The sequence below is a fragment of the Nocardia sp. NPDC057668 genome (assembly GCF_042799795.1).
Lineage (GTDB): Bacteria > Actinomycetota > Actinomycetes > Mycobacteriales > Mycobacteriaceae > Nocardia.
Window position 1 is genome coordinate 154,482 of the sequence record NZ_JBHVIC010000004.1, and the last position, 20,830, is coordinate 175,311.

The 20,830-nt window shown below is 68.1% G+C and carries 24 protein-coding genes and 1 pseudogene; 11 read left to right on the forward strand and 14 right to left on the reverse strand.

What is annotated here, in order from left to right:
* Window positions 1-41 precede the first annotated feature (41 nt).
* The 8 genes and pseudogenes from ACFVBH_RS24730 to ACFVBH_RS24765 all read right to left on the reverse strand — a co-directional run bounded on the left by ACFVBH_RS24730 (window position 42) and on the right by ACFVBH_RS24765 (window position 7,443).
* Window positions 42-872 (reverse strand): hypothetical protein, encoded by an 831-nt coding sequence (locus ACFVBH_RS24730; RefSeq protein ID WP_379004901.1) that lies wholly within the window; start codon window positions 870-872, stop codon window positions 42-44.
* A gap of 197 nt (window positions 873-1,069) precedes the next feature.
* On the reverse strand, window positions 1,070-1,669 hold the full coding sequence (locus ACFVBH_RS24735; RefSeq protein WP_379004903.1) for a hypothetical protein: 600 nt from the start codon (window positions 1,667-1,669) through the stop codon (window positions 1,070-1,072).
* A 72-nt stretch (window positions 1,670-1,741) separates the two neighbouring features.
* Window positions 1,742-2,272 carry a twin-arginine translocation pathway signal gene (locus ACFVBH_RS24740; protein ID WP_379004905.1) on the reverse strand — a complete coding sequence of 177 codons (531 nt, stop codon included), beginning with the start codon at window positions 2,270-2,272 and terminating at the stop codon, window positions 1,742-1,744.
* Window positions 2,269-2,640 (reverse strand): annotated as a pseudogene (locus ACFVBH_RS24745) (hypothetical protein); the annotation flags it as partial. The gene ACFVBH_RS24740 and the pseudogene ACFVBH_RS24745, both read right to left, overlap by 4 nt.
* Before the next feature lie 636 nt (window positions 2,641-3,276).
* On the reverse strand, window positions 3,277-4,881 hold the full coding sequence (locus tag ACFVBH_RS24750) for an FAD-dependent oxidoreductase (RefSeq protein WP_379004907.1): 1,605 nt from the start codon (window positions 4,879-4,881) through the stop codon (window positions 3,277-3,279).
* Window positions 4,882-4,918: 37 nt separating this feature from the next.
* Window positions 4,919-6,283 (reverse strand): cytochrome P450, encoded by a 1,365-nt coding sequence (locus ACFVBH_RS24755; RefSeq protein ID WP_379004909.1) that lies wholly within the window; start codon window positions 6,281-6,283, stop codon window positions 4,919-4,921.
* 48 nt (window positions 6,284-6,331) lie between these two features.
* A complete protein-coding gene (locus ACFVBH_RS24760; protein ID WP_354988712.1) occupies window positions 6,332-6,526 on the reverse strand; it encodes a ferredoxin in 195 nt (64 codons plus the stop codon).
* A 56-nt stretch (window positions 6,527-6,582) separates the two neighbouring features.
* The gene (locus tag ACFVBH_RS24765; protein ID WP_354988711.1) at window positions 6,583-7,443 is read right to left on the reverse strand and encodes a mycofactocin-coupled SDR family oxidoreductase; all 861 of its coding nucleotides are present in this window, start codon (window positions 7,441-7,443) and stop codon (window positions 6,583-6,585) included.
* A 102-nt stretch (window positions 7,444-7,545) separates the two neighbouring features.
* Here ACFVBH_RS24765 and ACFVBH_RS24770 point away from each other — a divergent pair, with 102 nt between their 5' ends.
* From ACFVBH_RS24770 to ACFVBH_RS24810, 9 genes are all read left to right on the forward strand, one after another.
* Window positions 7,546-8,208, forward strand: a complete 663-nt coding sequence (locus ACFVBH_RS24770; protein ID WP_379004912.1) for a TetR/AcrR family transcriptional regulator — start codon at window positions 7,546-7,548, stop codon at window positions 8,206-8,208.
* A 109-nt stretch (window positions 8,209-8,317) separates the two neighbouring features.
* Window positions 8,318-9,082 (forward strand): ABC transporter permease, encoded by a 765-nt coding sequence (locus ACFVBH_RS24775; RefSeq protein WP_354988730.1) that lies wholly within the window; start codon window positions 8,318-8,320, stop codon window positions 9,080-9,082.
* Between the two features lie 10 nt (window positions 9,083-9,092).
* Window positions 9,093-9,938 (forward strand): ABC transporter permease, encoded by an 846-nt coding sequence (locus tag ACFVBH_RS24780; protein WP_354988709.1) that lies wholly within the window; start codon window positions 9,093-9,095, stop codon window positions 9,936-9,938.
* A gap of 56 nt (window positions 9,939-9,994) precedes the next feature.
* Window positions 9,995-11,098, forward strand: coding sequence for an MCE family protein (locus ACFVBH_RS24785; RefSeq protein WP_379004915.1), 1,104 nt, complete (start codon window positions 9,995-9,997; stop codon window positions 11,096-11,098).
* Window positions 11,098-12,120 (forward strand): MCE family protein, encoded by a 1,023-nt coding sequence (locus ACFVBH_RS24790; RefSeq protein ID WP_354988707.1) that lies wholly within the window; start codon window positions 11,098-11,100, stop codon window positions 12,118-12,120. The genes ACFVBH_RS24785 and ACFVBH_RS24790 overlap by 1 nt, the downstream gene beginning before the upstream one ends.
* A gap of 2 nt (window positions 12,121-12,122) precedes the next feature.
* Window positions 12,123-13,142: an MCE family protein gene (locus tag ACFVBH_RS24795; protein ID WP_379004917.1), complete on the forward strand. Its 1,020-nt coding sequence runs from the start codon at window positions 12,123-12,125 to the stop codon at window positions 13,140-13,142.
* The gene (locus ACFVBH_RS24800) at window positions 13,139-14,383 is read left to right on the forward strand and encodes an MCE family protein (protein WP_379004919.1); all 1,245 of its coding nucleotides are present in this window, start codon (window positions 13,139-13,141) and stop codon (window positions 14,381-14,383) included. The genes ACFVBH_RS24795 and ACFVBH_RS24800 overlap by 4 nt, the downstream gene beginning before the upstream one ends.
* A complete protein-coding gene (locus tag ACFVBH_RS24805; protein ID WP_379004921.1) occupies window positions 14,380-15,522 on the forward strand; it encodes an MCE family protein in 1,143 nt (380 codons plus the stop codon). Before ACFVBH_RS24800 ends, ACFVBH_RS24805 begins: the two co-directional genes overlap by 4 nt.
* A 2-nt stretch (window positions 15,523-15,524) precedes the next feature.
* On the forward strand, window positions 15,525-16,943 hold the full coding sequence (locus tag ACFVBH_RS24810; RefSeq protein WP_379005876.1) for an MCE family protein: 1,419 nt from the start codon (window positions 15,525-15,527) through the stop codon (window positions 16,941-16,943).
* On the opposite strand, the gene ACFVBH_RS24815 is transcribed toward ACFVBH_RS24810, so the two are convergent.
* From ACFVBH_RS24815 to ACFVBH_RS24835, 5 genes are all read right to left on the reverse strand, one after another.
* Window positions 16,944-17,312: a hypothetical protein gene (locus tag ACFVBH_RS24815; protein WP_354988702.1), complete on the reverse strand. Its 369-nt coding sequence runs from the start codon at window positions 17,310-17,312 to the stop codon at window positions 16,944-16,946.
* Window positions 17,309-17,563 carry a hypothetical protein gene (locus ACFVBH_RS24820; RefSeq protein ID WP_354988701.1) on the reverse strand — a complete coding sequence of 85 codons (255 nt, stop codon included), beginning with the start codon at window positions 17,561-17,563 and terminating at the stop codon, window positions 17,309-17,311. The genes ACFVBH_RS24815 and ACFVBH_RS24820 overlap by 4 nt, the downstream gene beginning before the upstream one ends.
* Before the next feature lie 49 nt (window positions 17,564-17,612).
* Window positions 17,613-18,137 carry a hypothetical protein gene (locus ACFVBH_RS24825; RefSeq protein ID WP_379004924.1) on the reverse strand — a complete coding sequence of 175 codons (525 nt, stop codon included), beginning with the start codon at window positions 18,135-18,137 and terminating at the stop codon, window positions 17,613-17,615.
* Between the two features lie 80 nt (window positions 18,138-18,217).
* Window positions 18,218-18,700 (reverse strand): hypothetical protein, encoded by a 483-nt coding sequence (locus ACFVBH_RS24830; RefSeq protein ID WP_379004926.1) that lies wholly within the window; start codon window positions 18,698-18,700, stop codon window positions 18,218-18,220.
* Window positions 18,701-18,788: 88 nt separating this feature from the next.
* Window positions 18,789-19,355: a hypothetical protein gene (locus ACFVBH_RS24835; protein ID WP_379004928.1), complete on the reverse strand. Its 567-nt coding sequence runs from the start codon at window positions 19,353-19,355 to the stop codon at window positions 18,789-18,791.
* On the opposite strand from ACFVBH_RS24835, the gene ACFVBH_RS24840 reads away from it, so the two are divergent.
* Both ACFVBH_RS24840 and ACFVBH_RS24845 read left to right on the forward strand, forming a co-directional pair.
* Entirely contained in the window at window positions 19,327-19,551 is a 225-nt protein-coding gene (locus ACFVBH_RS24840) for a nickel-binding protein (RefSeq protein WP_379005878.1), read from the forward strand. The genes ACFVBH_RS24835 and ACFVBH_RS24840 overlap by 29 nt on opposite strands.
* Before the next feature lie 335 nt (window positions 19,552-19,886).
* A complete protein-coding gene (locus ACFVBH_RS24845; RefSeq protein ID WP_379004930.1) occupies window positions 19,887-20,399 on the forward strand; it encodes a hypothetical protein in 513 nt (170 codons plus the stop codon).
* A gap of 116 nt (window positions 20,400-20,515) precedes the next feature.
* Here the strand turns inward: ACFVBH_RS24845 and ACFVBH_RS24850 are convergent, their stop codons facing one another.
* Window positions 20,516-20,800 carry a hypothetical protein gene (locus ACFVBH_RS24850; protein WP_354988695.1) on the reverse strand — a complete coding sequence of 95 codons (285 nt, stop codon included), beginning with the start codon at window positions 20,798-20,800 and terminating at the stop codon, window positions 20,516-20,518.
* Window positions 20,801-20,830 lie beyond the last annotated feature (30 nt).

Genomic DNA, 20,830 nt, shown 5'->3' on the forward strand with positions numbered 1-20,830 from the left:
CGGTTCCTTTCGTATCCGATGCCGCTCTCGGCGAAGACCGATCAGCAGGTGAAGGGATAGCAGTTGCGTGTTGTCGTCGGGCTCGGTGCCGGCGGCGAGGTCGGCTGCTGCTGACCGGTCGGGCCGGGTGTGCCGGACGGGACACTGACCCGAACGTTCTCGCCGGGCTTGCTCGGGTCGGTGTGTGCGCGTACGTCGGCCAGCAGCCACCACACGCCGCCGATCAGCACGGCCAGCGCGAGCAGTCCGGCCACCGCACTGTGCACACGCTCGCGCGGAATTTTCCGAATGGAGGCCGGAACTCTCGGCCTCGGGCGGGTGCGTTGCGCTACGGGCTCGGGCCGAGCACGCCGTGCTTTTCGTGCCGAGTTGAACGCCGTCAACGCTTGCGAAGCTCGAACGATCGAAAAGTAGGGGCGGACAGCACCGATCACCCGCCAAGTCGATGGGCCGGTTGGCGACCTCTTGCGAGTTCGCGGTCGTAAATTGTTCAGCCGCAGATAATCTGCCCACTCCGGGGGCGGGAACGTAACGGGGACTGCCCGCTTGGGCTCGCCCCGGTCCGGTGGTTCGCGACCACATGCCGGGTCTGCGACGGCGATGTCGCCGCTTTCGGTTGCGATGAAGGAAATCTCGTCGTCTTCGGACCGAGGAGCCTTCGTCAGCGACGCGGGTTCGGGCATCGCGGAACCGGTATCGAGATCCGGGTTGTCGTCGGCCCCCGGCCGATCGTCTTCGGGCTCCTCATCCAGCCACGAGTACGGATCGCCTTCCCAGTCGGTCTCCTCCGGAGCGGGTAGCAGAATCGGCTCGGGAGCTGACGCGGGCCAGGCGGCGGATTCGTCCGGTTGCTCACCGTTGTGGACCAGCACTGGCCTTTCACTTTCACTCGTGCGGCGACACCGACTTCGATGCGATCACCACACGATAGCCAGCCCCCTCGACACGCGGCGAACCGCCTCGAAACCGAACGGTTCGCGAATGTGTCTGCGGCGCAGCAGAACCGGCATGCGTCGGTGTGGCTCCGGCTCCGCGCCTTCGGGCTGGAGCGGGATTAGTGAATGCGTGATCAGTGCGCGGGGATCTCGCCATCCGGGTGCTCGATGAGTGATTCGAGCAAGACTGTCAGTGGACGCGCGTCCGTCGATGCCCCCGCGGCGGCCAGAACCGGAAGCGTCGTGGACGCGATCAGGGCCAATATCCCGGCGTTCGCCAAGGGCAGCAGGACCACACCGTCGGCCACCTGGGCGGCATGGATGTCGGAGATCAACCCGGCAAGCCCCGCGGGAGTTCCTATGTAGCGCAGCGTGGTCGGTGACGGCGGCGTCTCCACGAGGGCATCCAGGCGTTCGAGCGCACGTCGAGCGCTCGAGACGTCTTCAGCGATGATCACCTCCAGGTCGACGAGCACGATCGCCGCCGTCGGATCGTCACCCTCGGCGACGGCCTGTGCACGCATCCGGGCCGTGCGCCGCTTCGTACCGAGCAGATCGGTGGTGCGCACGCGCCGTACTGTCGCGGGGTCCAGCGGGCGTGCGGTGCTCAGCTCGATCCAGGTCTCGGCGAGCACGAGCGGATGCTCGTGGACCGCGCCGGGGTGAAATCCCGCACCGGTCGGCTCGATCGCCAGGCACAGTGCGGTGCCGATGTCGGAGAGCGAACGAGACATGGTGATTCCCTTCCGGATTCGCGGCGTTCTGGATGCGGTGCCGCCGTCCACACGGGCGCGGATCGGCAGGTATCAGACGGGGTCGAACGCCGAGATGCGCCAGGAATCGTCCACTCGGGCGAGGGTGACCCGGACGCTGCTGGCGGTCAGGGCCGGTTCGGGTTTCTCGGCGCTGGTGGTGGTCTGGTTGATGAATACCAGCACGGTCGCCGCCTCCGCGCCCAGGTCCGAGACCGCCGCGCGCACGATCGTGGCGCTGGTCTTGACCGACTTCTCCTTGGCCGCCGGGGTGACGATCTGCTGGGTGAACTGGGTGTAGTAGGCCAGGAAATCGCCGGTGAGATGGGCTTTGGCGGTATCGAAGTCGTGGTCGAGGGTCTCGGGGGCGTACGACAGCAGGGCGATGGTGCCGTCCTTGGCCGCGGCGAGGGCGGCGGCGGAACCGGTGTCGTCGGTGCGGCTGTCGGGCAGATATTGCCACCGGATCAGGCTCGCCGCGACGAGCACGGCGGCGATGGCGGTGACCGCGAGCAGGGTGATACCGGGTGCGCGGCGCACGAGCGCCACGACGCGCAGCGCGCGATTGCGAAGTGCGATGATCACGGGACGAACTCCACCTTCGACATCTTCAGTTGGCCGTCGACCCGGGTCACGGTGACGCTGAGCCGCCAGACGCGCGGTTCCTGTTTGGCCCCGGCGGAATTGGTGATCTGCGAGGTCGCCGCGACGAGTACGACCGCCGAATCCTCGGTCATCGATTCCACCGCGGTGGCGTTGACCCTGCCCTCGGTGGTGACCTGGGACTGCTCGACCACCTTCGTGAAATCTTCCGCGCGACTTTGGAAGTCGTCGCGGAACGCGCCGGTGGAGTTGTCCAGGACCCGCTGCACGTCGTCCTTGGCGCGATTGAAGTCCAAAGAGGTGAGCGCGACGACGCCCTGTTTGGCGGCGGCGCTGAACTCGGCTGTGCGCCTGTCGGTATCGCTGACGCGGTGGTGGTTCCACACCGAGAACGCACCGACCGCGATCGAAGCGACCAGCACCGCGGTGGCCAGCACGAGGACCGCCGTGCGGCGGCCGCCCGATCGGGCGCGCGACACCCACCGCCGCAACCTAGAGCCGCCGGGCTCGCCTACCGTGTCGTCGGAGGTTCTCGCAGTGGCGGATTCGATGACCTTCTCGGCCTTCGCACCGGGGTCGGTGTCGTCGGTACCGAGGTCGACGATGAGCACGCCGTCGTCGGTCGGTGCGTCGTCCGCCGCGGGTTCCGCGCGGACCGTGCCCTCGGACGACGGTATCGAAGTGCCGGCCTCGGCACCCGTGCTCGATGGCGGCGTCGACTCGGGTGCGTCGTCGGCTTCCGCCGGTGAGACATCGGTGCTCGAGACGGCCTCGGCTCGGCGGCGCAGGGCCACCGCTCGCGCACGGGCGCGCGCCGCCGTCGCCATGGCCTCCGCGGCCGCGGCATCCGCCTCGGCCTCCTCCGCCGCGGACAACAGCAGGCTGGTGTCCGCGCGCGTCAGCGCACCGATATCGGAATCGATGTCGATGCCCGGGTCCACGAGATCCTTCATCACGCCTCCAAATCGACGGTGTGGGCGACGGTCTCAGCCGCGAGAGCCCGCCAGCAGCTCCGGGATGGTGACGAACTTGACGCGGGGCCGGGCCGCGCTCGCGCCCCGGGCGCGTTCGGCGTCGTCGATGGCGCGCCACCCCGGCCAATCGACCGGGGTTATCCCGCGCCCGGCAAGCAGCTCCCGCACCGCCCCCCGGTCGCCGACATCCCTGTGCAGCGTGCCCGCGGCGTAGTCGGCCAGCAGTTGCGCCACCGTTTCGGCCGCGCACGTGCGATTGGTCCCGATGACACCGCGCGGGCCGCGTTTGATCCAGCCGGTGACATAGGTCCCCGGCAGTGTCCGCCCGTCCGAATCCACCACCCGGCCACGCTCGTTCGGGATGATCCCGGCCGCGTCGTCGAAGGGCAGCCCCGCCAGCGCCCGCCCCCGGAAACCGATGGACCGCAACACCAGTGCGGTGTCGAGCAGTTCTGTCGCGTTCTCACCCGGGACGGTGGAGAGCACTCGCACGCCCGTCACCCGCTCGCGACCGGTCAGCTCCACCGGGGAGGAATTGAAGCGGAACACGATTCGCCTGTTCCCCGGCGTGGTTCCGCGGTCGGCGTATTCGCGAGCCAGTTCCAGCTTGATGGTGGTCTCCACGTCGTCATCCGGATGCGCGGTCAGATCGCCGCCTTCGATGACCACGTCGATGCCCGGCAGATGCCCCAGGGCATGGAACTCGCCCGCGGAGAACGCGCCTTCGCGCGGCCCGCGCCGGCCCAGGATCACGACTTCGCCGATTCCGCTGTCCGCCAGCGCGTCCGCCGCGTGCTCGGCGATGTCGGTGCGCCCCAGCGCCGGCGCGTCCAGCAGCAGCATCCGGGCCACGTCCAGGGCGACGTTGCCGTTGCCGATGATCACCGCGCGCGAACCCGACAGCTCGAAACTGCGATCGGCGTGGTCGGGATGCCCGTTGTACCAGCCGACGAAATCCGCGGCGGCGTAGTTGCCGGGCAGCTCTTCGCCCGCGATGCCCAGATCCCGGCTGTCGGAAGCGCCCACCGCGTAGATCACCGCGTGATGGTGGGCGAGCAGCTCGTCATGGGTGATGTCCCGCCCGGCCTCCACGTGCAGATGACAGCCGAAACGGCTGTCGGAGAACGCGCGATCGAAGATCTTCACGATCGACTTGGTGCGCTGATGGTCGGGCGCGACCCCGGCCCGGATCAGGCCGAAGGGGGTCGGCAGTCGTTCGAAGAGATCGACTTCTACCCCGGGAATGCCGAGCAGCTCCGCCGCGGCGTAGCAGGCCGCCGGACCCGCGCCCACCACCGCGACCCGCAGCTCCGCGCGTGCCGGAGCCGGCGAAACAGTTTCGGGCACGGTCGCTTCGAGCGGATGACGCTGGAAGTACGCGGCATTGATGTCGCGGAACCGCTCCAGCTCCGGCGGCAGGTCGTACTCGGAGTAGACCGCGCCTACCGGGCATTCGTCCGCGCACGCGCCACAGTCGATGCACGTCTCGGGATCGATGAAGAGCATCTGCGCGCCCGGCTCGCCGACAGCGCCGGCGAGCGGGCGAATGCAGTCCACCGGGCAGGCCGGTACACAGCTGGCGTCCTTGCAGCAGTTCTGGGTGATCACGTACGCCAAAGCCGGAACTCCCTACACGAGGTGGTGATCGGACGCGTCAGTCGATGACCGCGGCCTGGGAACGCACGGTGACCGGTGCGGCCAGCTGCTGTTCGACGCAGATGCGCTGGAGCTTGGCCAGGGTCTCGTCGAGCCCGGGACCCAGGCGCGGACCGGGGGTGAAGGTGGCCGGGAGTTTCCGCATGCCCTGGATGACGCCGATCGTGTCGTAGTGCACGGCGCCCGCGGGGTCGCAGTGGAAGTCCGGCATCCGGTCCAGCACCGCGGTGAGCATGGATTTGAACACCGTGCGCGCGACATTGGAGCCGATGCACCGGTGAATGCCGAGCCCGAAGCTGAAGTGCCGGTTGCCTTTACGGTCCAGCTCGATACGGTTCGGATCCGGGAACACCGAGGGGTCGCGGTTGGCCATCGCCCAGGACAGCCACAGCCGCTCGCCCTCTTCGAACCGGGTTTGCGCCGCGTCGAAGTCGGCGGCGATGGTGCGCCCGTCGCCCGGGGCCGGGGTGAAGTAGCGCAGGAACTCCTCGGTGGCCGGATTGAGCAGGGTTTCCCGCTCGCGGCTGAGCTGCTCGCGCTGATCGGTGTTGTCGGACAACCACTCCAGGGCGTGCGCGGTGAGCGCGGTGGTGGTGTCGAAGCCGCCGCCGATGATCAGGCCCAGCATGCCCAGGATCTCGAGGTCGGGTGCGGGTTCGCCGTCGATCCGCAACTGGATCAGTCCGTCCACCAGGCCCGGGCGCGGATTCTCGCGAATCTCGTGCAGGTTGATCACCAGGTCCAGGCCCATCTGGCGGTGCATCTCCGCGACCCGCACCGCGTCGGGCGAGTTCTCGGGGGTGTAAACCGCCGCGTGGACAGGTTCGCTGTAGGTCGACCACTTGTCCAGGGAGATGCCGAGCATGGCCAGGGTCAGCACCGCGGGCACGATGTTGGCCAGATCATCGACGAAATCGATGCTGCCGCTCTCGATCTTCTCGTCCAGGCTGGCCCGGACGACCTCGTCGATGAACGGCTCCCAGCGCTTGACCGCGGCGGGGGACAGGTAGGGGTTCAGCACCGCCCGGTAGATGCGGTGCTCGGGGTCGTCCATCTCCAGGATGCCGCCGCGCACCACCGCCGCCCGGCGCGCGGTCGGGATGGAAATGCCCTTGTAGCCCTTGCGTTCTCCGCGCAGATCGTGGTCGTTGGACACGTGCGGGCAGCGCGCGAGTTCGAAGACCGCGTCCGCGCTGCTGGCCACCCAGTGACCTTCGTAGGTGTCGGTCCAGGCCACCGGGCAGCGTTCGTGCAGCTCCTCGGTGATCTTCTCGAAGTGACCGCGGTAGTCGGCGGTGTGGCGGTCGAAGTGGTATCTGTTGCGCTTGCGATCCTCGCCGACGGCGACATCGTCGATGCTCACTGTGTGTTCCTCCGGTGGTCCGATGTGACGCCTGTCGGCGGGGTCGCCTCAGATGAGGGTGATGGCGCGTTCGGGGCAGGATCGTGCGGCTTCGCGCACCGGCTCCTCCTGATCGCCGGGGACGTCACCGTCGTACACCGGCGACGAGTGACCGTCGATCTCGCTGAGCTCGAACGCCGCCGGTGCGCTCAGGGCGCACAGCGTATGGCCTTGGCAGCGTTCCGAATCGACCTGGACCTTCATCGTCCATTCCTCGCTATCGTTCCGTAATCGGCTGTGCGCATTGAGATTCCGACCGATCAGATGTGGTAGTCGTACCACTTGAGGTACCCGCCGCCGTCGATGCGCGCGGCGGTGCCGGTGACGTAACGGGCCTCGTCCGAGGCCAGGTACAGCACGGCGTTGCTGATGTCCTCGGGGTCGACGTAGCGGATCGGCATCGCCTGCTGCACGGCGAACACCGGCTCGGCGTCCTCGCGGGTCGGGTGTTCGAGATCGGGCCGGAACGAGCGGTACATCGGCTCGCTCTGCAGCATGGGCGTGTTGACGTTCGTCGGGTGAATCACGTTGGCGCGGATGCCCAGCGGCGCGATATTGGTCGCCAGGTCGTGCACGTAGGCGGACAGGGCGCGCTTGGAGTGCACGTAGGCGTAGCCACCGGGATCCTTGCCGGGCTGATCCTTCTTCGAGGCGTCCATGAGCGCGGCGACCGAGCCGGTGGCGATGATCGAGGCGCCCGAGCTCAGATGCGGCAGCGCGACCTGGATGGCGTTGATGGTGCCGATCAGGTTGACGTCGATGACATCGGACCACGCCTGCACGGGCGGCGTGCCCTTCATGCCGGCGATACCGGCCTGTGCCACAACGATATCGAGCCTGCCGAGTTCGGCGACGCCGGCCTCGAGCGCGGTCCGCAGCTCGTCGGCCTTGCGCACGTCGGCCTTGGCGGTGACCACGCGGCGGCCGGTCTTGGTGACCAGGCGCGCGGTCTCCTCGAGGTCCTCGGGCCGGGCCAGTGCGTAGCCCAGGCTCGCGATGTCCTCGCACAGGTCGACCGCGATGATGTCGGCGCCCTCCTCGGCCAGACGCACGGCGTGGCTGCGGCCCTGACCGCGTGCGGCGCCCGTGATGAATGCGACCTTGCCCTCAACACGTCCCACGGTATTCCTCCGGATTTGTTGATCTCAGTTCGGAAGAATGCCCCTTCCGTGAATGAGAACGGTACTCTACCAAGGGGTGACCAGCAAGGGAGGCGGACGGCCATGAGCACGACGGGTGAAACCCGGCAGGCCGCATGGAAGCAGCGCGCGGTCGATCGCGCACTGCGCGCCGCCGCGGTGCGCGCGGAACTGCGCGTCGATCAGTTCCTGGACGCGGCGCAGGCGCTCATCACGGAGAAGGGCGGCATCGACTTCACCGTGCAGGAGATCGTCGACCGCTCGGGACAATCCCTGCGCAGCTTCTATCTCCAGTTCGACGGCAAGCATCAGTTGCTGCTCGCGCTGTACGAGGAGGCCGTGGCCAAGACCGCGGCCCAGATCCGCGCGGCCGCACAGACACTCGACGATCCGCTCGATCGCCTGCGGGTCGCGGTCGAGCTGCTGTTCCAGCTGTGCCGCCCCGATCCGGATGCCTACCGGCCGCTGTTCACCGACTTCTCCCCGCAGCTGCGCACCTCGAACCCCACCGAGGTGCGGGTCGCGCACGCGACGCTGTTCGTGGTGTTCGCCGATCTGCTAGAGGGCGTCGGCGCGGCCGGGCGGCTGCGGGCCGGTGGCAATCCGCGCCGGCTGGCCGCGATCACGATGCAGACCGTCATGTACATCGCCCATCCCGGGACGGTCGACGGCGACCTGCGGCCGATCACCGCCGGTGAGGTGTGGGCGTTCTGCGCGCACGGGATCACGGGTCCCGGCGAGTATTGAATTCTCAAATCGGGCATGTAGGCTAAGTCACATTCGAGAATGCCATTTCCCAACGGTGTGGAGGGGCGGTGAGCTCATGGCCTCGAAACTGATTCCCCGATCCACCTGGATGGCGCGGCGGAGTACGGGCGTATTCCAAACCATCGGCGGTTTGTTCGCCATGTCCGCGGACGCGGTCCGCTTCGTATTCGTGCGGCCGTTCCAGACCCGCGAATTCCTCGAACAGTCCTGGTTCATCGTGCGGGTCTCGATGATTCCCACTGTGCTGGTGGCGATTCCGTTCACCGTCCTGGTCAGCTTCACCCTCAATATCCTGCTGCGCGAACTCGGCGCCGCGGATCTGAGCGGCGCCGGCGCGGCCTTCGGGGCGGTGACCCAGGTCGGCCCGATGGTGACGGTGCTGATCGTCGCGGGCGCGGGTGCGACGGCGATGTGCGCGGATCTGGGTTCACGCACCATCCGTGAGGAGATAGACGCCATGCGGGTGCTGGGCATCGACCCGGTCCAGCGGCTCGTCACCCCGCGCATGCTCGCCTCCGGGCTGGTGGCATTCCTGCTGAACAACCTCGTCTGCATCATCGGCATCCTGGGCGGCTACGTCTTCTCCGTCTTCGTCCAGGACGTCAACCCGGGCGCGTTCGCCGCCGGGCTCACCCTGCTGACCGGCCTCGACGAGGTGCTCATCTCATCGGTGAAGGCGCTGCTGTTCGGGTTCGTCGCGGGTCTGGTGGCGTGCTATCGCGGGCTGATCGTGACCGGCGGCGCGAAATCGGTCGGCAACGCGGTCAACGAAACGGTTGTCTACGCGTTCATGTCGCTGTTCGTCATCAATGTCGTGGTCACCGCGGTCGGCATCCAGATGACGGCGCGATGAAGGGGGATCAATGACCATCGCCGCCAGATATCCGGCGACGCTCCGACGCGTGCGCCGCCCGATCAACAGTGTGGGTCGCGTCGGCGACCACACCATCTTCTACGTCAAGGCGCTCACCCGGACCCCGTACGCGGCCGCGCACTATCGCCGCGAGACGATCCGGCTCATCGCCGAAATCAGCATGGGCGCGGGCGCGCTGGCGGTCTTCGGCGGCACCGTGGTGATCGTCGGCTTCCTCACCCTGGCCACCGGCGGCACCCTCGCGGTGCAGGGCTACAGCTCGCTGGGCAACATCGGCATCGAGGCGCTGACCGGATTCCTGTCCGCGTTCATCAACGTCCGCATCTCCGCGCCCGTGGTCGCGGGCATCGGACTGGCGGCGACGTTCGGCGCGGGCGCGACCGCGCAACTGGGGGCCATGCGCATCAACGAGGAGATCGACGCCCTCGAATCTCTGGCCATCGAACCGATCGCCTACCTGGTCAGCACCCGGCTGGTGGCCGGCATGGTCGCCATCACCCCGCTGTACGCGCTGGCTGTCATCGCCTCGTTCATCGCGAGCCGTTTCACCACCGTCGTCCTGCTCGGGCAGTCGGCCGGGCTCTACGACCACTACTTCTCCACCTTCCTCAATCCCATCGATCTGGTGTGGTCGTTCGTGCAGGCGCTGGCCATGGCGCTGACGATCCTGCTGATACACACCTACTTCGGCTTCTTCGCCAGTGGCGGGCCCGCGGGGGTGGGGATCGCGGTCGGCAACGCCGTGCGCACCTCGCTCATCGCGGTGGTCTCGGTGACGCTGCTGGTCTCGCTGGCGGTCTACGGCGCCAACGGGAATTTCAATCTCTCGGGATAGGCATATCGGTGTTCTCGAATCTGTTGCGCCCCTTGGTGGGTCTACTGTCCATCGGGATGGTCGCGGGTGCCGTCGGCGGCGCGATCACCCTCTTCGAAGGCGGACTCGACGACACCGTGCCGGTCACCGTGCTCTCGAGCCGCGCGGGGCTGGTGATGTACCCCGACGCCAAGGTGCAGATGCGCGGGGTCACGGTCGGCAAGGTCGCCGAGATCCACGAGCGCGCGGACGGCACGGCGGTGATCCGGCTGGCCATCGATTCCGGGCAACTGTCGAAGATCCCGGCCAACGTCTCGGTCGACATCGCGTCCACCACCGTGTTCGGTGCGAAGTACGTGCAGTTCATCGCGCCCGAAAAGCCCTCGACCGCAGCGCTTTCCGCCGGTCAGACCTTCGACGCCGACCATGTGACCGTCGAGATCAACACCATCTTCCAGCAGCTCACCCAGGTGCTGGGCAAGGTCGAACCCGAGAAGCTGAACGCCACCCTCGGGGCCATCGCGACCGCGACCAAGGGCCGGGGCCAGCGGATCGGTCAGCTGCTCACGGACCTGGAAGCCTTTCTGGCGCAACTGGAACCGGCGCTGCCCGCCCTGAACACCGATCTCATTCAGCTGCCCGTGGTAGCCGCGGCCTACGCCGACGGCGCTCCGGCACTGGTGAGCACCGCCGCCGACGCGACCGCCATCGGCGCCACCCTGATCGACGAGCAGCAGAACCTGGACGCGCTGCTGACCGGGGTGATCGGACTGTCCGACAGCGGAAACCAGGTGCTGGCCGACAATCAGGACGCGCTCGCGAGCACCCTGCACCTGCTGGTGCCGACCGTGCAGCTCACCAACGAGTATCGCGAAGCACTGCGCTGCGGGATCGAGGGTCTGGCCAGACTGGACCGCCTGCCGCCCGCCGAAGCCGAGGGCGTCATGATCTCGGCGAACTTCCTGTTCGGCACCTTCCCCTACAGCTACCCCGAGAGCCTGCCCAAGGTCGCGGCCAAGGGTGGTCCGCAGTGCGTCGGGATGCCCGTGCCCTACGACACGCATCCGCCGTTCGTGGTCGCCGACGTCGGCGCGAATCCGTACGCGCGCGGTCAGCAGGGCATCAACTTCAACTCGGAATGGCTGCAGCACCTGCTGTTCGGGACGAACGGGGGCAAATAATGGATCGCCGCAACGGCCCGCTGCTGAAATTCTCCGCCTTCGCCGTGGTCATGGTCGTGCTGTCGGCGCTGCTGATCCTGGTATTCGGTGACTTCCGGGGCGGCGCGTCGACCAACTACTCCGCGGTGTTCGCGGACTCCTCGGGTATTCGCGCGGGTGACACCGTGCGCATCGCGGGGGTGCGGGTGGGCACCGTCGGCACGGTGCGGCTGCGCCCGGACCACTCGGTCACCGTCGATTTCGACACCGACCGCGGCGTCGCCCTCACCACCGGCACCCGGGCCGCGGTGCGATATCTGAATCTGGTCGGCGACCGCTACCTGGAACTGACCGAAGGACCGGCCACCACCGAGATACTGCGGGCCGGCGCACAGATCCCGGCCGACAAAACCACGCCCGCACTGGATCTGGACGTCCTGCTCGGTGGGTTGAAGCCGGTGATCGCCGGCCTGAACGCCCGCGACGTCAACGGATTCACCTGGTCGCTGCTGGAAATCCTGCAGGGCAAAGAGGATACGGTCGGCTCGCTGCTCGCGCGCACCACCTCGTTCACCACCACCCTCGCCGACAACGGCGCGGTGGTGCAGCAGCTGATCGACAACCTCAACACGGTGATGGCCACCCTGTCGACGGACGGCGCGCAATTCGGCGGCACCATCGACCGGCTGGAGCAGCTGGTCACCGAACTCTCCCAGGAGCGAGATCCGATCGGGGCCGCGGTCACCGCACTCGACAACGGCACCGCCTCCATCGCCGACCTGCTGACCGATGCCCGGCCGTCGCTGGCCGGCACCGTCGACGAGCTGGCTCGCCTGGCGCCCCAGCTCGACGACACCCAGGAGCGGCTCGAACGCGGAATCACGCTGGCCCCGGAGAACTTTCGCAAGATGGCCCGCACCGGCACCTACGGCAACTTCATCCACTACTACCTGTGCTCGATCTCGGTGCGGGTCAACGATCCGTCCGGTCAGGTCGTGGTGTTGCCCGCGGTCAAGCAGGACACGGGAAGGTGTAGCGCGTAGCCATGCTCGAATATCGCGGCAGAAATCTGGTGCGCCACGGTCTGGTCGGCGTCGTCGTCATCGTCTGTGTGATCCTGATCGGCCTGCAATCGCAGCGCCTGACCAGCTGGGGCACCACGGTGCGCTACGAGGCGGTCTTCACCGAGGCCGGCGGGCTCACCGCCGGAGACGACGTGATCGTCTCCGGGGTCAAGGTCGGGCAGGTCGCCAGGGTGAGCCTGCGCGACGGTGATGCCCGGGTGGTGTTCGCCGTCGAAGCCGGCGTCCGGCTCGGGGATCGCAGCACCGTGCACATCAAAACCGGTTCGCTGCTGGGTAAACGGCTGCTGACGGTGATCTCCGAGGGCGAGGGGGTGCTGCGCCCGGGTCAGATCGTTCCCGTCGAGCGCACGTCCTCGCCGTATTCGCTGACCGACGTGGTCGGCGACCTCACCACGAACGTCTCCGACATCGACACCCAGGCCCTGAATCAGTCACTGGCGCTGCTGTCCTCGACCCTGGACCGGGTCGCCCCGCAGCTGGGCCCGGCCTTCGACGGGCTGAGCCGGATATCGCGCTCGCTCAACGAGCGCAACGATTCGCTGCGTGACCTGCTGGGCGCGACGGCGGATGTGACGGGCATCCTCGCCCAGCGCAGCGACCGGCTGAACGCGTTGCTGCTCAACGGGAACGCGCTCCTGGGCGTGCTGACCGAACGCCGGCAGGCCGTGGTGGATCTGCTGGCCAACACCGCCGCGGTGGCGCGGCAACTATCGGGTGTCGTCGCGGACAACGAGGCCGAATTGGCGCCCACGCTGGATCGGCTGAACTCGGTGGTGGCCATGCTCGAACGCAACCGCGACAACCTCTCCCGGGCGCTGCCCGGCTTCGTGAAGATCATGCGAACCCAGGGCGAGATCGTCTCGAGTGGACCGTTCTACAACGCCTACGTGGTGAATCTCCTGCCGGGATCGCTGATTCAGCCGTTCGTCGAGCAGCAGTTCGGCAACGTGCCGCTGCCCAGCGGGGAGGGTCCGCGATGAACGGGTCGTTGATGCGCAAGCTGGCTGTCCTGCTCGCGGCGGTGCTGGCGCTGGCCGGCGCGGGTGTCGTGGTCCATCGAACCTGGTTCGAGCCCAGGCAGATTCGCGCGGTGTTCAGCGCCACCACCGCCATCTACGTCGGGGACGATGTGCGGGTGGCCGGGGTCCGGGTCGGCCGTATCGCGGCCATCGAACCCCGGGGCACGACCGCGGAGATGGTGCTGGACGTCGACCGTGACATCCGGATTCCCGCCGATGCCAAGGCGGTGGTCGTGGCACAGAGCCTGATCGCGGCCCGCTACGTCCAGCTCACGCCCTCCTATCGCGGATCGGGCGAGGTGCTCGCCGACGACGCGGTGATCCCGCTCGAGCGCACCGCCGTTCCGGTGGAATGGGACGAGGTCAAATCCCAATTGGCGCGCCTGGCCACCGATCTCGGCCCCGACGGGGGAGTGACCGACAGTTCCACCACCGGCCGTTTCATCAACAGCGCGGCGGACGCGCTCGCGGGGAACGGCGGCAAGCTGCGGGACACGCTCACCCAATTGTCCGGCGTGGCAAGAATTCTCGCCGAGGGCAGCGGCTCGATCGTGGACACCATCGAGAACCTGCAGAAGTTCGTCACCGTCCTGCGGGACAGCAACGTGCAGGTCGTCGAATTCCAGAACCGGCTCGCCACCCTGACCAGCCTGCTCGACGACTCGCGCTCGGACCTGGACGCGGCGCTGGTAAGCCTGTCGATCGCGATCGGGGATGTGCAGCGGTTCGTCAACGAGAACCGCGACCGCGCCGGGGAACAGGTGCAACGGCTGGCCGATATCACCCAGCTGCTGGTCGATCAGCGCGGCGACGTGGAAGAGCTCCTGCACCTGGCACCGAACAGCGTCGCGAACTTCTACAACATCTACAACGCCGACACCGGAACCACGCCGGGTGTGTTCTCGCTCAACAACTTCACCAATCCCATCCAGTTCATCTGCGGCGGTATCGCCAGCGTGGAGAACGCGACGGCCGCCGACGCCGCGGCCCGCTGCCACGAATACCTGGGCCCGTTCCTGAAGCTGCTCGAGTTCAATTACCTGCCGTTCGCGGTGAATCCGGTGATCGGTCCCTCCGCGGACCCGAAGAACCTGATCTACACCGACGCGGCGCTGATCCCCCAGGTGGTCGACACCCAGGCGGCCGGGCCTACCCTGCCGAACCTGATCGACATCCTGTTCCCGGGCGGAGGACACCCATGACGCCACAGCGTCTTCCACGCCGCGGCAGACTTCTGCTGCTGGGCGCGTGCGCGATGTTCAGCGCGACCGGCTGCGGCTGGCACGGCGTGAACTCGCTGTCCCTGCCGGGCGCGGCCGGGCACGAGCCGGGTTCCACCGTGCTGCACGTGGAGATGGCCGATGTCGGCACGCTGGTGTCGAATTCGCCGGTCATGATCGATGACGTGGTGGTCGGCAGCGTCGGTGAGATCGCGCTGGCGGGCTGGCACGCGGAGGTCGAGGTGTGGATCCGCCCGGGAACATCGGTGCCGGCCAACGCGGTCGCGGTGATCGGGCAGACCAGCCTGCTGGGGTCGAGCCATCTCGCGCTGAGCATGCCGCCGGGTGTCGCGCCCGCCGGGCGGCTGGAGTCCGGCGCGACCATCGCCCTGAACTCCTCCTCGACCTACCCCTCCACCGAACAGACCCTGGCGTCGCTGTCGCTGGTGGTCAACGGCGGTGGTCTGGGCCAGATCGGGGACATCGTGCACGGGTTGAACGAGGCGTTCACCGGCCGCCAGGACCGCATCGCCACCCTGCTCACCCGTCTCGACACGGTGCTGGGCACCCTGGATGCCCAGCGCGCCAACATCATCGACGCCATCGGCGGGGTGGAACGGCTGGCGGGTACCTTCGCCGCGCAGCGCGACGTGCTCAGCGCGGCGCTGCAGAAGTTGCCGCCCGCCCTGGACACCCTGATCGCGGCCCGCCCGGATCTGGTCACCGCGCTGGACAAACTCCGCACGTTCAGCGACACCGCCACCGGGGTGGTGTCGCAGGTGCGCGGGGATCTGCTGACGAACCTGGCCAATCTCGAGCCCACGGTGCGGACCCTGGCCGATGTCGGCTCGGACATCAACGCCGCCGTCGCCTTCGCGACCGTGTACCCCTACGGCCAGTACGGCATCGATCACGCGATCAAGGGCGACTACATCAATCTCGTTGCCACCGTTGACCTCACGGTGCCGCGACTGCAAAGGGAACTGCTGCTGGGCACGCCGTGGGGTGATCCGACGACGGTCATCCAGGCCGCGGTCGGCGAGCCGGGCTACGCCCGCCAGGTCCACAATCCGCTGACCGCCGGCCTCGAGCCGGCGCCGGAGAATCCCGGGAACCGCTGATGCTGCTGTCACGTTTCGTGCGAACCCAATTGGTGATCTTCTCGATCCTGTCGGTGATCGGGTTGACCGTCATGGCGACCGTGTACATGCGATTGCCCACCCTGGCCGGGATCGGCAGTTACGAGGTGACGGTGGAACTGCCCGCCGCGGGCGGGCTGTACCGGTTCGGCAATGTCACCTACCGGGGTGTCGAGGTCGGCAAGGTCACCGGCGTGGAACTGACCCGGGACGGGGTGCACGCGACCCTGGCCATCGACGAATCCTGGCGGATCCCCGCCGATCTCGATGCCGAGGTGCGCAGCGTCTCCGCGGTGGGCGAGCAGTACGTCGAGTTGCGCCCGCGCACCGATGCCGCGCCGTACCTGCACGACGGTTCGGTGATCGCGTTGCGCGACACCAAGATTCCGCAAGCGGTCGGCCCGATGCTGGACAGCCTGAGCGCGCTGGTGGGAACCATTCCCCAGGACAAGCTCAGTGATCTGCTCGATGAGATGTTCAAGGGCGTGAACGGTGTCGGGTACGACCTGGATTCGTTGATGGCGTCGGCGGGGACGTTGTCTTCGGACCTGAACGGTGTGGCGAGCCAGACGCGCACTCTCATCGAAGACACCGTGCCCCTGCTGGATTCGCAGGCCGCGACCGCCGACGCGATCCGCGTGTGGACCCGGAGTCTGTCCGGGGTCACCGCGCAGCTCGTGGCGAACGATCCCCAGGTGCGCACGCTGCTGGAGACCGGGCCGGGCGCCGCGCGCGATGTGACTGCGCTACTGGACACGATCAAGCCGACCCTTCCGATCCTGCTGGCCAATCTGACCACGGTCGGCCAGCTCGCCGTCACCTATAACGCGGGCATAGAACAGCTGCTGGTGCTGTTGCCGCCCGCGGTCTCGATGATTCAGGCGGTGCATCCCACCAACAACGCCTCGGGCTGGGGTCTGGGCACCTTCCGGCTCTCGGGCACCTCGGACCCACCCGCCTGCACCGTGGGCTTCCTCCCGCAGTCGTCCTGGCGCTCACCGGCGGACATCACGACGATCGACACCCCCGAGGATCTGTACTGCAAGCTGCCCCAGGATTCGCAGATCGCGGTCCGCGGCGCGCGCAACTTCCCGTGTGTGAATCACCCCGGTAAACGGGCCCCGACCGCCGCGCTCTGCAACAGCGATCAGGACTACCAGCCCCTGGCTTCGGATCAGCCCGTACTGGGCCCGAACCCACGGGACCCGAATCTGGAGAACCAGGGCATAGCCCCCGATCCCCGATCCGGCGACGGTCCCGAGAATCTGCTGTCCCCGGGCGTCGGCGTCGCCGGATACGACCCGCGCACCGGGAAATACGTAGGCCCCGACGGCAAGATCTACCGCCAGTCGGATCTGGCCACCCCGGCCGCGGGCCAATGGACCAATCTCATGCCACGCTGACTACCGCTCGGGTGAGATCACCGTATCGGGGGCGACCAGGCCGACCAGCGCGCCGACGACCTGGCGGAGCGTGGCGTCGCTGACCACCCCGATCCGGTCCTGCAGCCACGGCCGGTACACGGGCGTGACGCGGTAGACGACGGCGGACAGGCCGGGCAGCGGATCGACATCGGCGAACGGGACGGCCAGGCCCGGCATCTTCGGGGTCAGCTCGACCGGCACCGCGAGCACCGTCGGCAGAATCGCATTCGCCGCGGTCCGCGACAGGATCAGCACCCGGTCGCCACCCAGCGACGACGGCTTCTCCCGGCCCGCGATGGTCGGCAGGTAGTGCCAGAGTTCTCCGTGTGCAGGGGTCGCGGCGGTCACCACGCGGCGCCGTCGGCGCGAATGGCCGCGGCCATCGCGGCCCGCTCGGCCTCCACCTCGGCGAAGTGCTCGGCGGTGTCACGTCCCTGCGCACGCTCGTAATCAGCGGCGATCCGCGCGGACGTGGTCAGCAGTTTGTCCCGCAACGCCGACTCGACGAACGCCGACAGCCGGATTCCCAGCTGCTCGGCGACAGCCTTGGACTGTTCGAGCACCGTGTCGTCCAGACTCAGCGACGTAGTAGCTTTCATATGAGGAATCCTAGCAACGATCTCGATAGGTTTTGTGCTGAGAATTTCCTCACCTGCTGCCGACCGGTGTTGTCAGGTGCACGCCGCGCGCCTCGTCACGGCAGCTCGTGCCGTATCCGAGCTGTTGGGACGAGGCATAGGTGGGACTGGTGCACTGCCATCCGTCGAAGGCCCGGGTGTTGGTATTGCCGGCGGCGGGGTCGGGCGGGAGCGCCCGGTATCGCGCCAACACGGCTTCCGCCTCGTCGCAGGAGATGGCTCCCGCCTCCACCTTCACGATCGGCTGACCGGTGGACGCGCCACAGGCGGTGCCGGGCGGGACGGTCGCGGACCCGTCCGCGGGCAGCTCGAGCACCGTGATGGAGGTGGGCGGCGTCGGGGAGATGGTGACCGACTTGGAGGTCGGCGGGGGAGAGGTCGAAGCGCGGGTGGTCGTCGTACTGCTCGGCGGAGCGGGCACGGTTGTGGTGGGAAGCGTTGTGCTGGGCGAGGATCCACACCCCGCCGTGAGCGCCAGCAACACTCCACCGGCCAGAACGACCCACCCCGCGATGATTGCCCGCGCTGTCCGCATGCGGTGACGATATCGCTGTCCGACCTCGTGAGCGGTCGATCGAACACCCGCACCGGTCCCGCTGCGATTCGCCCGCACCGCTATTCGCGCGCGGCGCCCTCGGGCCACACGATCGCGACCGGCAGTCCCCTGCCGTGAGCGAGGTCGACGACGGTGCCGGTGCCGCCCTGCTCGCTGGGTTGCGAGTCCCACACGGCGATCAGCCGATCGCTCGATCCCACGAGCACCGCGTTGGCGGCTTCGTAGGCGTCGCGGCCGGCGTCCTCGAAGTCCATCACCCGCACGGTGGTCGCGGCCTCGATGAGTGCGTCGAACTGGGCCAAGTGGCCGGGCTTGACCTTGTCCTCGCGGTAGTTGCGGGAGGGCACCACGACCTCGAGCGCCCCGCCCGCGTCCAGCACAGCCTGTGCGAACACCGAATCCGCGCCACGTGCGATACAGCTGATGCCGACCAGACTCGCCCCGTCACCGGCCGCGGCCAAAATGCGCCGGATCTCGCTGTAGATCAAGGGGACCGAGTCCGCCGTGATGTTCATGTGGCCGGTGACGGCGATACGGGTCATGGTCCATCTCTACCGGTGTCGAGGGCATCCCGAGGGTGGATGCCCGTTCCCGGCTCGCCGAGCGTCGCAGCGACGCCGCGTGAGCCGCTCAGAAAGTCCACTCCCAGCCACCGGCCCAGTTCGGCGGCGCGAAGAGCAGTGTGCCCGTGGGGGTTTGGGAGTCGAACGTCAGCTTGAACTGATACCGGGATCCGGGTGCGAGATCCTCGGGCCAATCGGCCGTCGTGCACCGGTACGCCGCGTCCGACGCGGGATGCGGGTGCGGCACACCCGCGGAGTCCACCAGCTGCCAGTGGTTCCCCGGGTGGAAGAACCCGGGCCCGCCGATCTTGCCCTGGTCGAATTCGCTCGAGGTGGCCGCGTCGACCGAGACGACCACGAACTGCCCGTTCTCCGCGGGCACGGCCGCGGCCTCGGCGCACGCCGCACCGACCTCGATGTTCGTGACGGTCCACTTGATGACCGGTTCCGCACCGGGCTTGCCGACCCCGGACTCTTGCCCGACGGCCTTGACGGTGGCCCCTCGCTGCGAGGTAGCGCCGGCCGGAGCCGTAGCACCGCCCGGCGAACTCTGCACCGAGTCGTCCTCGGCCCCGCAACCCGATAGCAGGGTCGCCGCGATGACGATGGCAACCCCGACCTTGACGTTCTTCATACTTTCCCTTCTCAGCTGGCGGTCAAGATACCCGCCGCCGAAACACGCGGTGGCCGAATCCCTTGCTTGGGCCGACCCCGAGTCGGGAATGGTGTTCTGTCTGTCCGAAGCCCCCGACGCGGAGGCTGTGCGGAGGATCCACGAGCGCGCGGGACACCCCGCCGACAACATCTACCAGGTGCCGGTCCAGGCCTGAGCCCGCCGAGACGCCGGTTCGGGTGAGCCGCACCCGTCGGTTTGTAAAGGTTCTTTGAGACTTGCGCACGCACGGGTGCGGTCGGCGACCGCGCTTGTTAGTTTTGGTAGCTGCGAGGTCGCCTACTCCGCCGCCGCCGCGGGGTCCGTGCGTACGAGAGGCGATCCCGTAAGCCCCGAACCGCGGATTCGGATCCGCGGCTGTGCGCCCGCCATCCGGCGCTCGTTGTGCTCAGGAGTTGTCGTGTCCGATGAAGGAAACCCACCTCCCGTGCGTGTCCCGCACGGGAGCTCGCCCGCCTGCCGCGTCGATATCGCCTCGCCGGGTGTGCGACCGTGAGCACTCCGGGCTCGCGCTACCCACTGTTCCCCGGATCCGCCCCGTTTCTGTCCGCGACCGAACTGCTGCGTGCGATCGACGGCAACGCGGACTCCGATCGGCCCTTGGCGGAATGGGCTCGCGCCCTCGGATCGCTGTACCGGGACTGGCTCGCCGAGCCCGCAGACGTACGTATCGGCAGGCAGATCGCGACGGTCGTGCGTGACATCGACTCCTGGCTGAGCAGCCGCCTGCCGCGTCCGCGCCCCGGCGTACCGCGGGGCACCGACTCGGTGGGCGGGGTGATCGGCCGGGTCGCCGAGGCAGCCGCCGCGGCGCACTGGACACTGCACGATGCCCAGGACACCATCGCGCGCCACCATGCCTGGGAACATCTCGCCGAAATGCGCGCCGGCTACGAGGATCTCGTGGAGATGGTGTCGCGCGGACTGATTCACCTGCCCCGGTCATGGCCGGCGATCAGCTGGCCGGGGATCACCACCGCCGTACCGCGTGAGGCCGGGGCCTAGCGGTGCGCCGGGGCGGATCGGCGCGACACTGTCGGACACCGACCGCCCCATTCATCCGCCGGACCCGTTCGATCAGCGCGCCGACCGAGCTCCGGCGTGCTGAACGGGTCCGGTGCTCAAGCGACCTGGTGCTGTCGCAACGCGGTGCGCAATTCGGTGAGATCGTCGACGGTGGTGTGGGATACCCGCGGCTGGCCGTGCCACCCGCAGGGCAGCCCGCACGTCGGGGTCATCGCGACCTGGACGCGGCCGTTGCCGAAGGTGCGCACCACTTCCGAGGCCTGGGCGGGATAGCCGCAGCGCTCGCAGGAGCCGAAATAGTCGAGTACGTCCCGGACCATCACGTGGACCGGGGCTTCGGGATCGGCGGCAGGGGCGGGTACGGAGTGGAGTTGACGCATGATCGGTTCTCTCTGACAAAGAAATTCGTG

Bases quoted from the DNA above. Each gene is read 5' to 3' on its own strand.
- ACFVBH_RS24735 (WP_379004903.1), bottom strand. From the start codon at position 1,669: ATGTCTCGTTCGCTCTCCGACATCGGCACCGCACTGTGCCTGGCGATC.
- ACFVBH_RS24760 (WP_354988712.1), bottom strand. From the start codon at position 6,526: ATGAAGGTCCAGGTCGATTCGGAACGCTGCCAAGGCCATACGCTGTGC.
- ACFVBH_RS24770 (WP_379004912.1), top strand. From the start codon at position 7,546: ATGAGCACGACGGGTGAAACCCGGCAGGCCGCATGGAAGCAGCGCGCG.
- ACFVBH_RS24775 (WP_354988730.1), top strand. From the start codon at position 8,318: ATGGCGCGGCGGAGTACGGGCGTATTCCAAACCATCGGCGGTTTGTTC.
- ACFVBH_RS24780 (WP_354988709.1), top strand. From the start codon at position 9,093: ATGACCATCGCCGCCAGATATCCGGCGACGCTCCGACGCGTGCGCCGC.
- ACFVBH_RS24785 (WP_379004915.1), top strand. From the start codon at position 9,995: ATGGTCGCGGGTGCCGTCGGCGGCGCGATCACCCTCTTCGAAGGCGGA.
- ACFVBH_RS24790 (WP_354988707.1), top strand. From the start codon at position 11,098: ATGGATCGCCGCAACGGCCCGCTGCTGAAATTCTCCGCCTTCGCCGTG.
- ACFVBH_RS24795 (WP_379004917.1), top strand. From the start codon at position 12,123: ATGCTCGAATATCGCGGCAGAAATCTGGTGCGCCACGGTCTGGTCGGC.
- ACFVBH_RS24800 (WP_379004919.1), top strand. From the start codon at position 13,139: ATGAACGGGTCGTTGATGCGCAAGCTGGCTGTCCTGCTCGCGGCGGTG.
- ACFVBH_RS24805 (WP_379004921.1), top strand. From the start codon at position 14,380: ATGACGCCACAGCGTCTTCCACGCCGCGGCAGACTTCTGCTGCTGGGC.
- ACFVBH_RS24820 (WP_354988701.1), bottom strand. From the start codon at position 17,563: ATGAAAGCTACTACGTCGCTGAGTCTGGACGACACGGTGCTCGAACAG.
- ACFVBH_RS24825 (WP_379004924.1), bottom strand. From the start codon at position 18,137: ATGCGGACAGCGCGGGCAATCATCGCGGGGTGGGTCGTTCTGGCCGGT.
- ACFVBH_RS24830 (WP_379004926.1), bottom strand. From the start codon at position 18,700: ATGACCCGTATCGCCGTCACCGGCCACATGAACATCACGGCGGACTCG.
- ACFVBH_RS24840 (WP_379005878.1), top strand. From the start codon at position 19,327: ATGGCAACCCCGACCTTGACGTTCTTCATACTTTCCCTTCTCAGCTGG.
- ACFVBH_RS24835 (WP_379004928.1), bottom strand. From the start codon at position 19,355: ATGAAGAACGTCAAGGTCGGGGTTGCCATCGTCATCGCGGCGACCCTG.
- ACFVBH_RS24850 (WP_354988695.1), bottom strand. From the start codon at position 20,800: ATGCGTCAACTCCACTCCGTACCCGCCCCTGCCGCCGATCCCGAAGCC.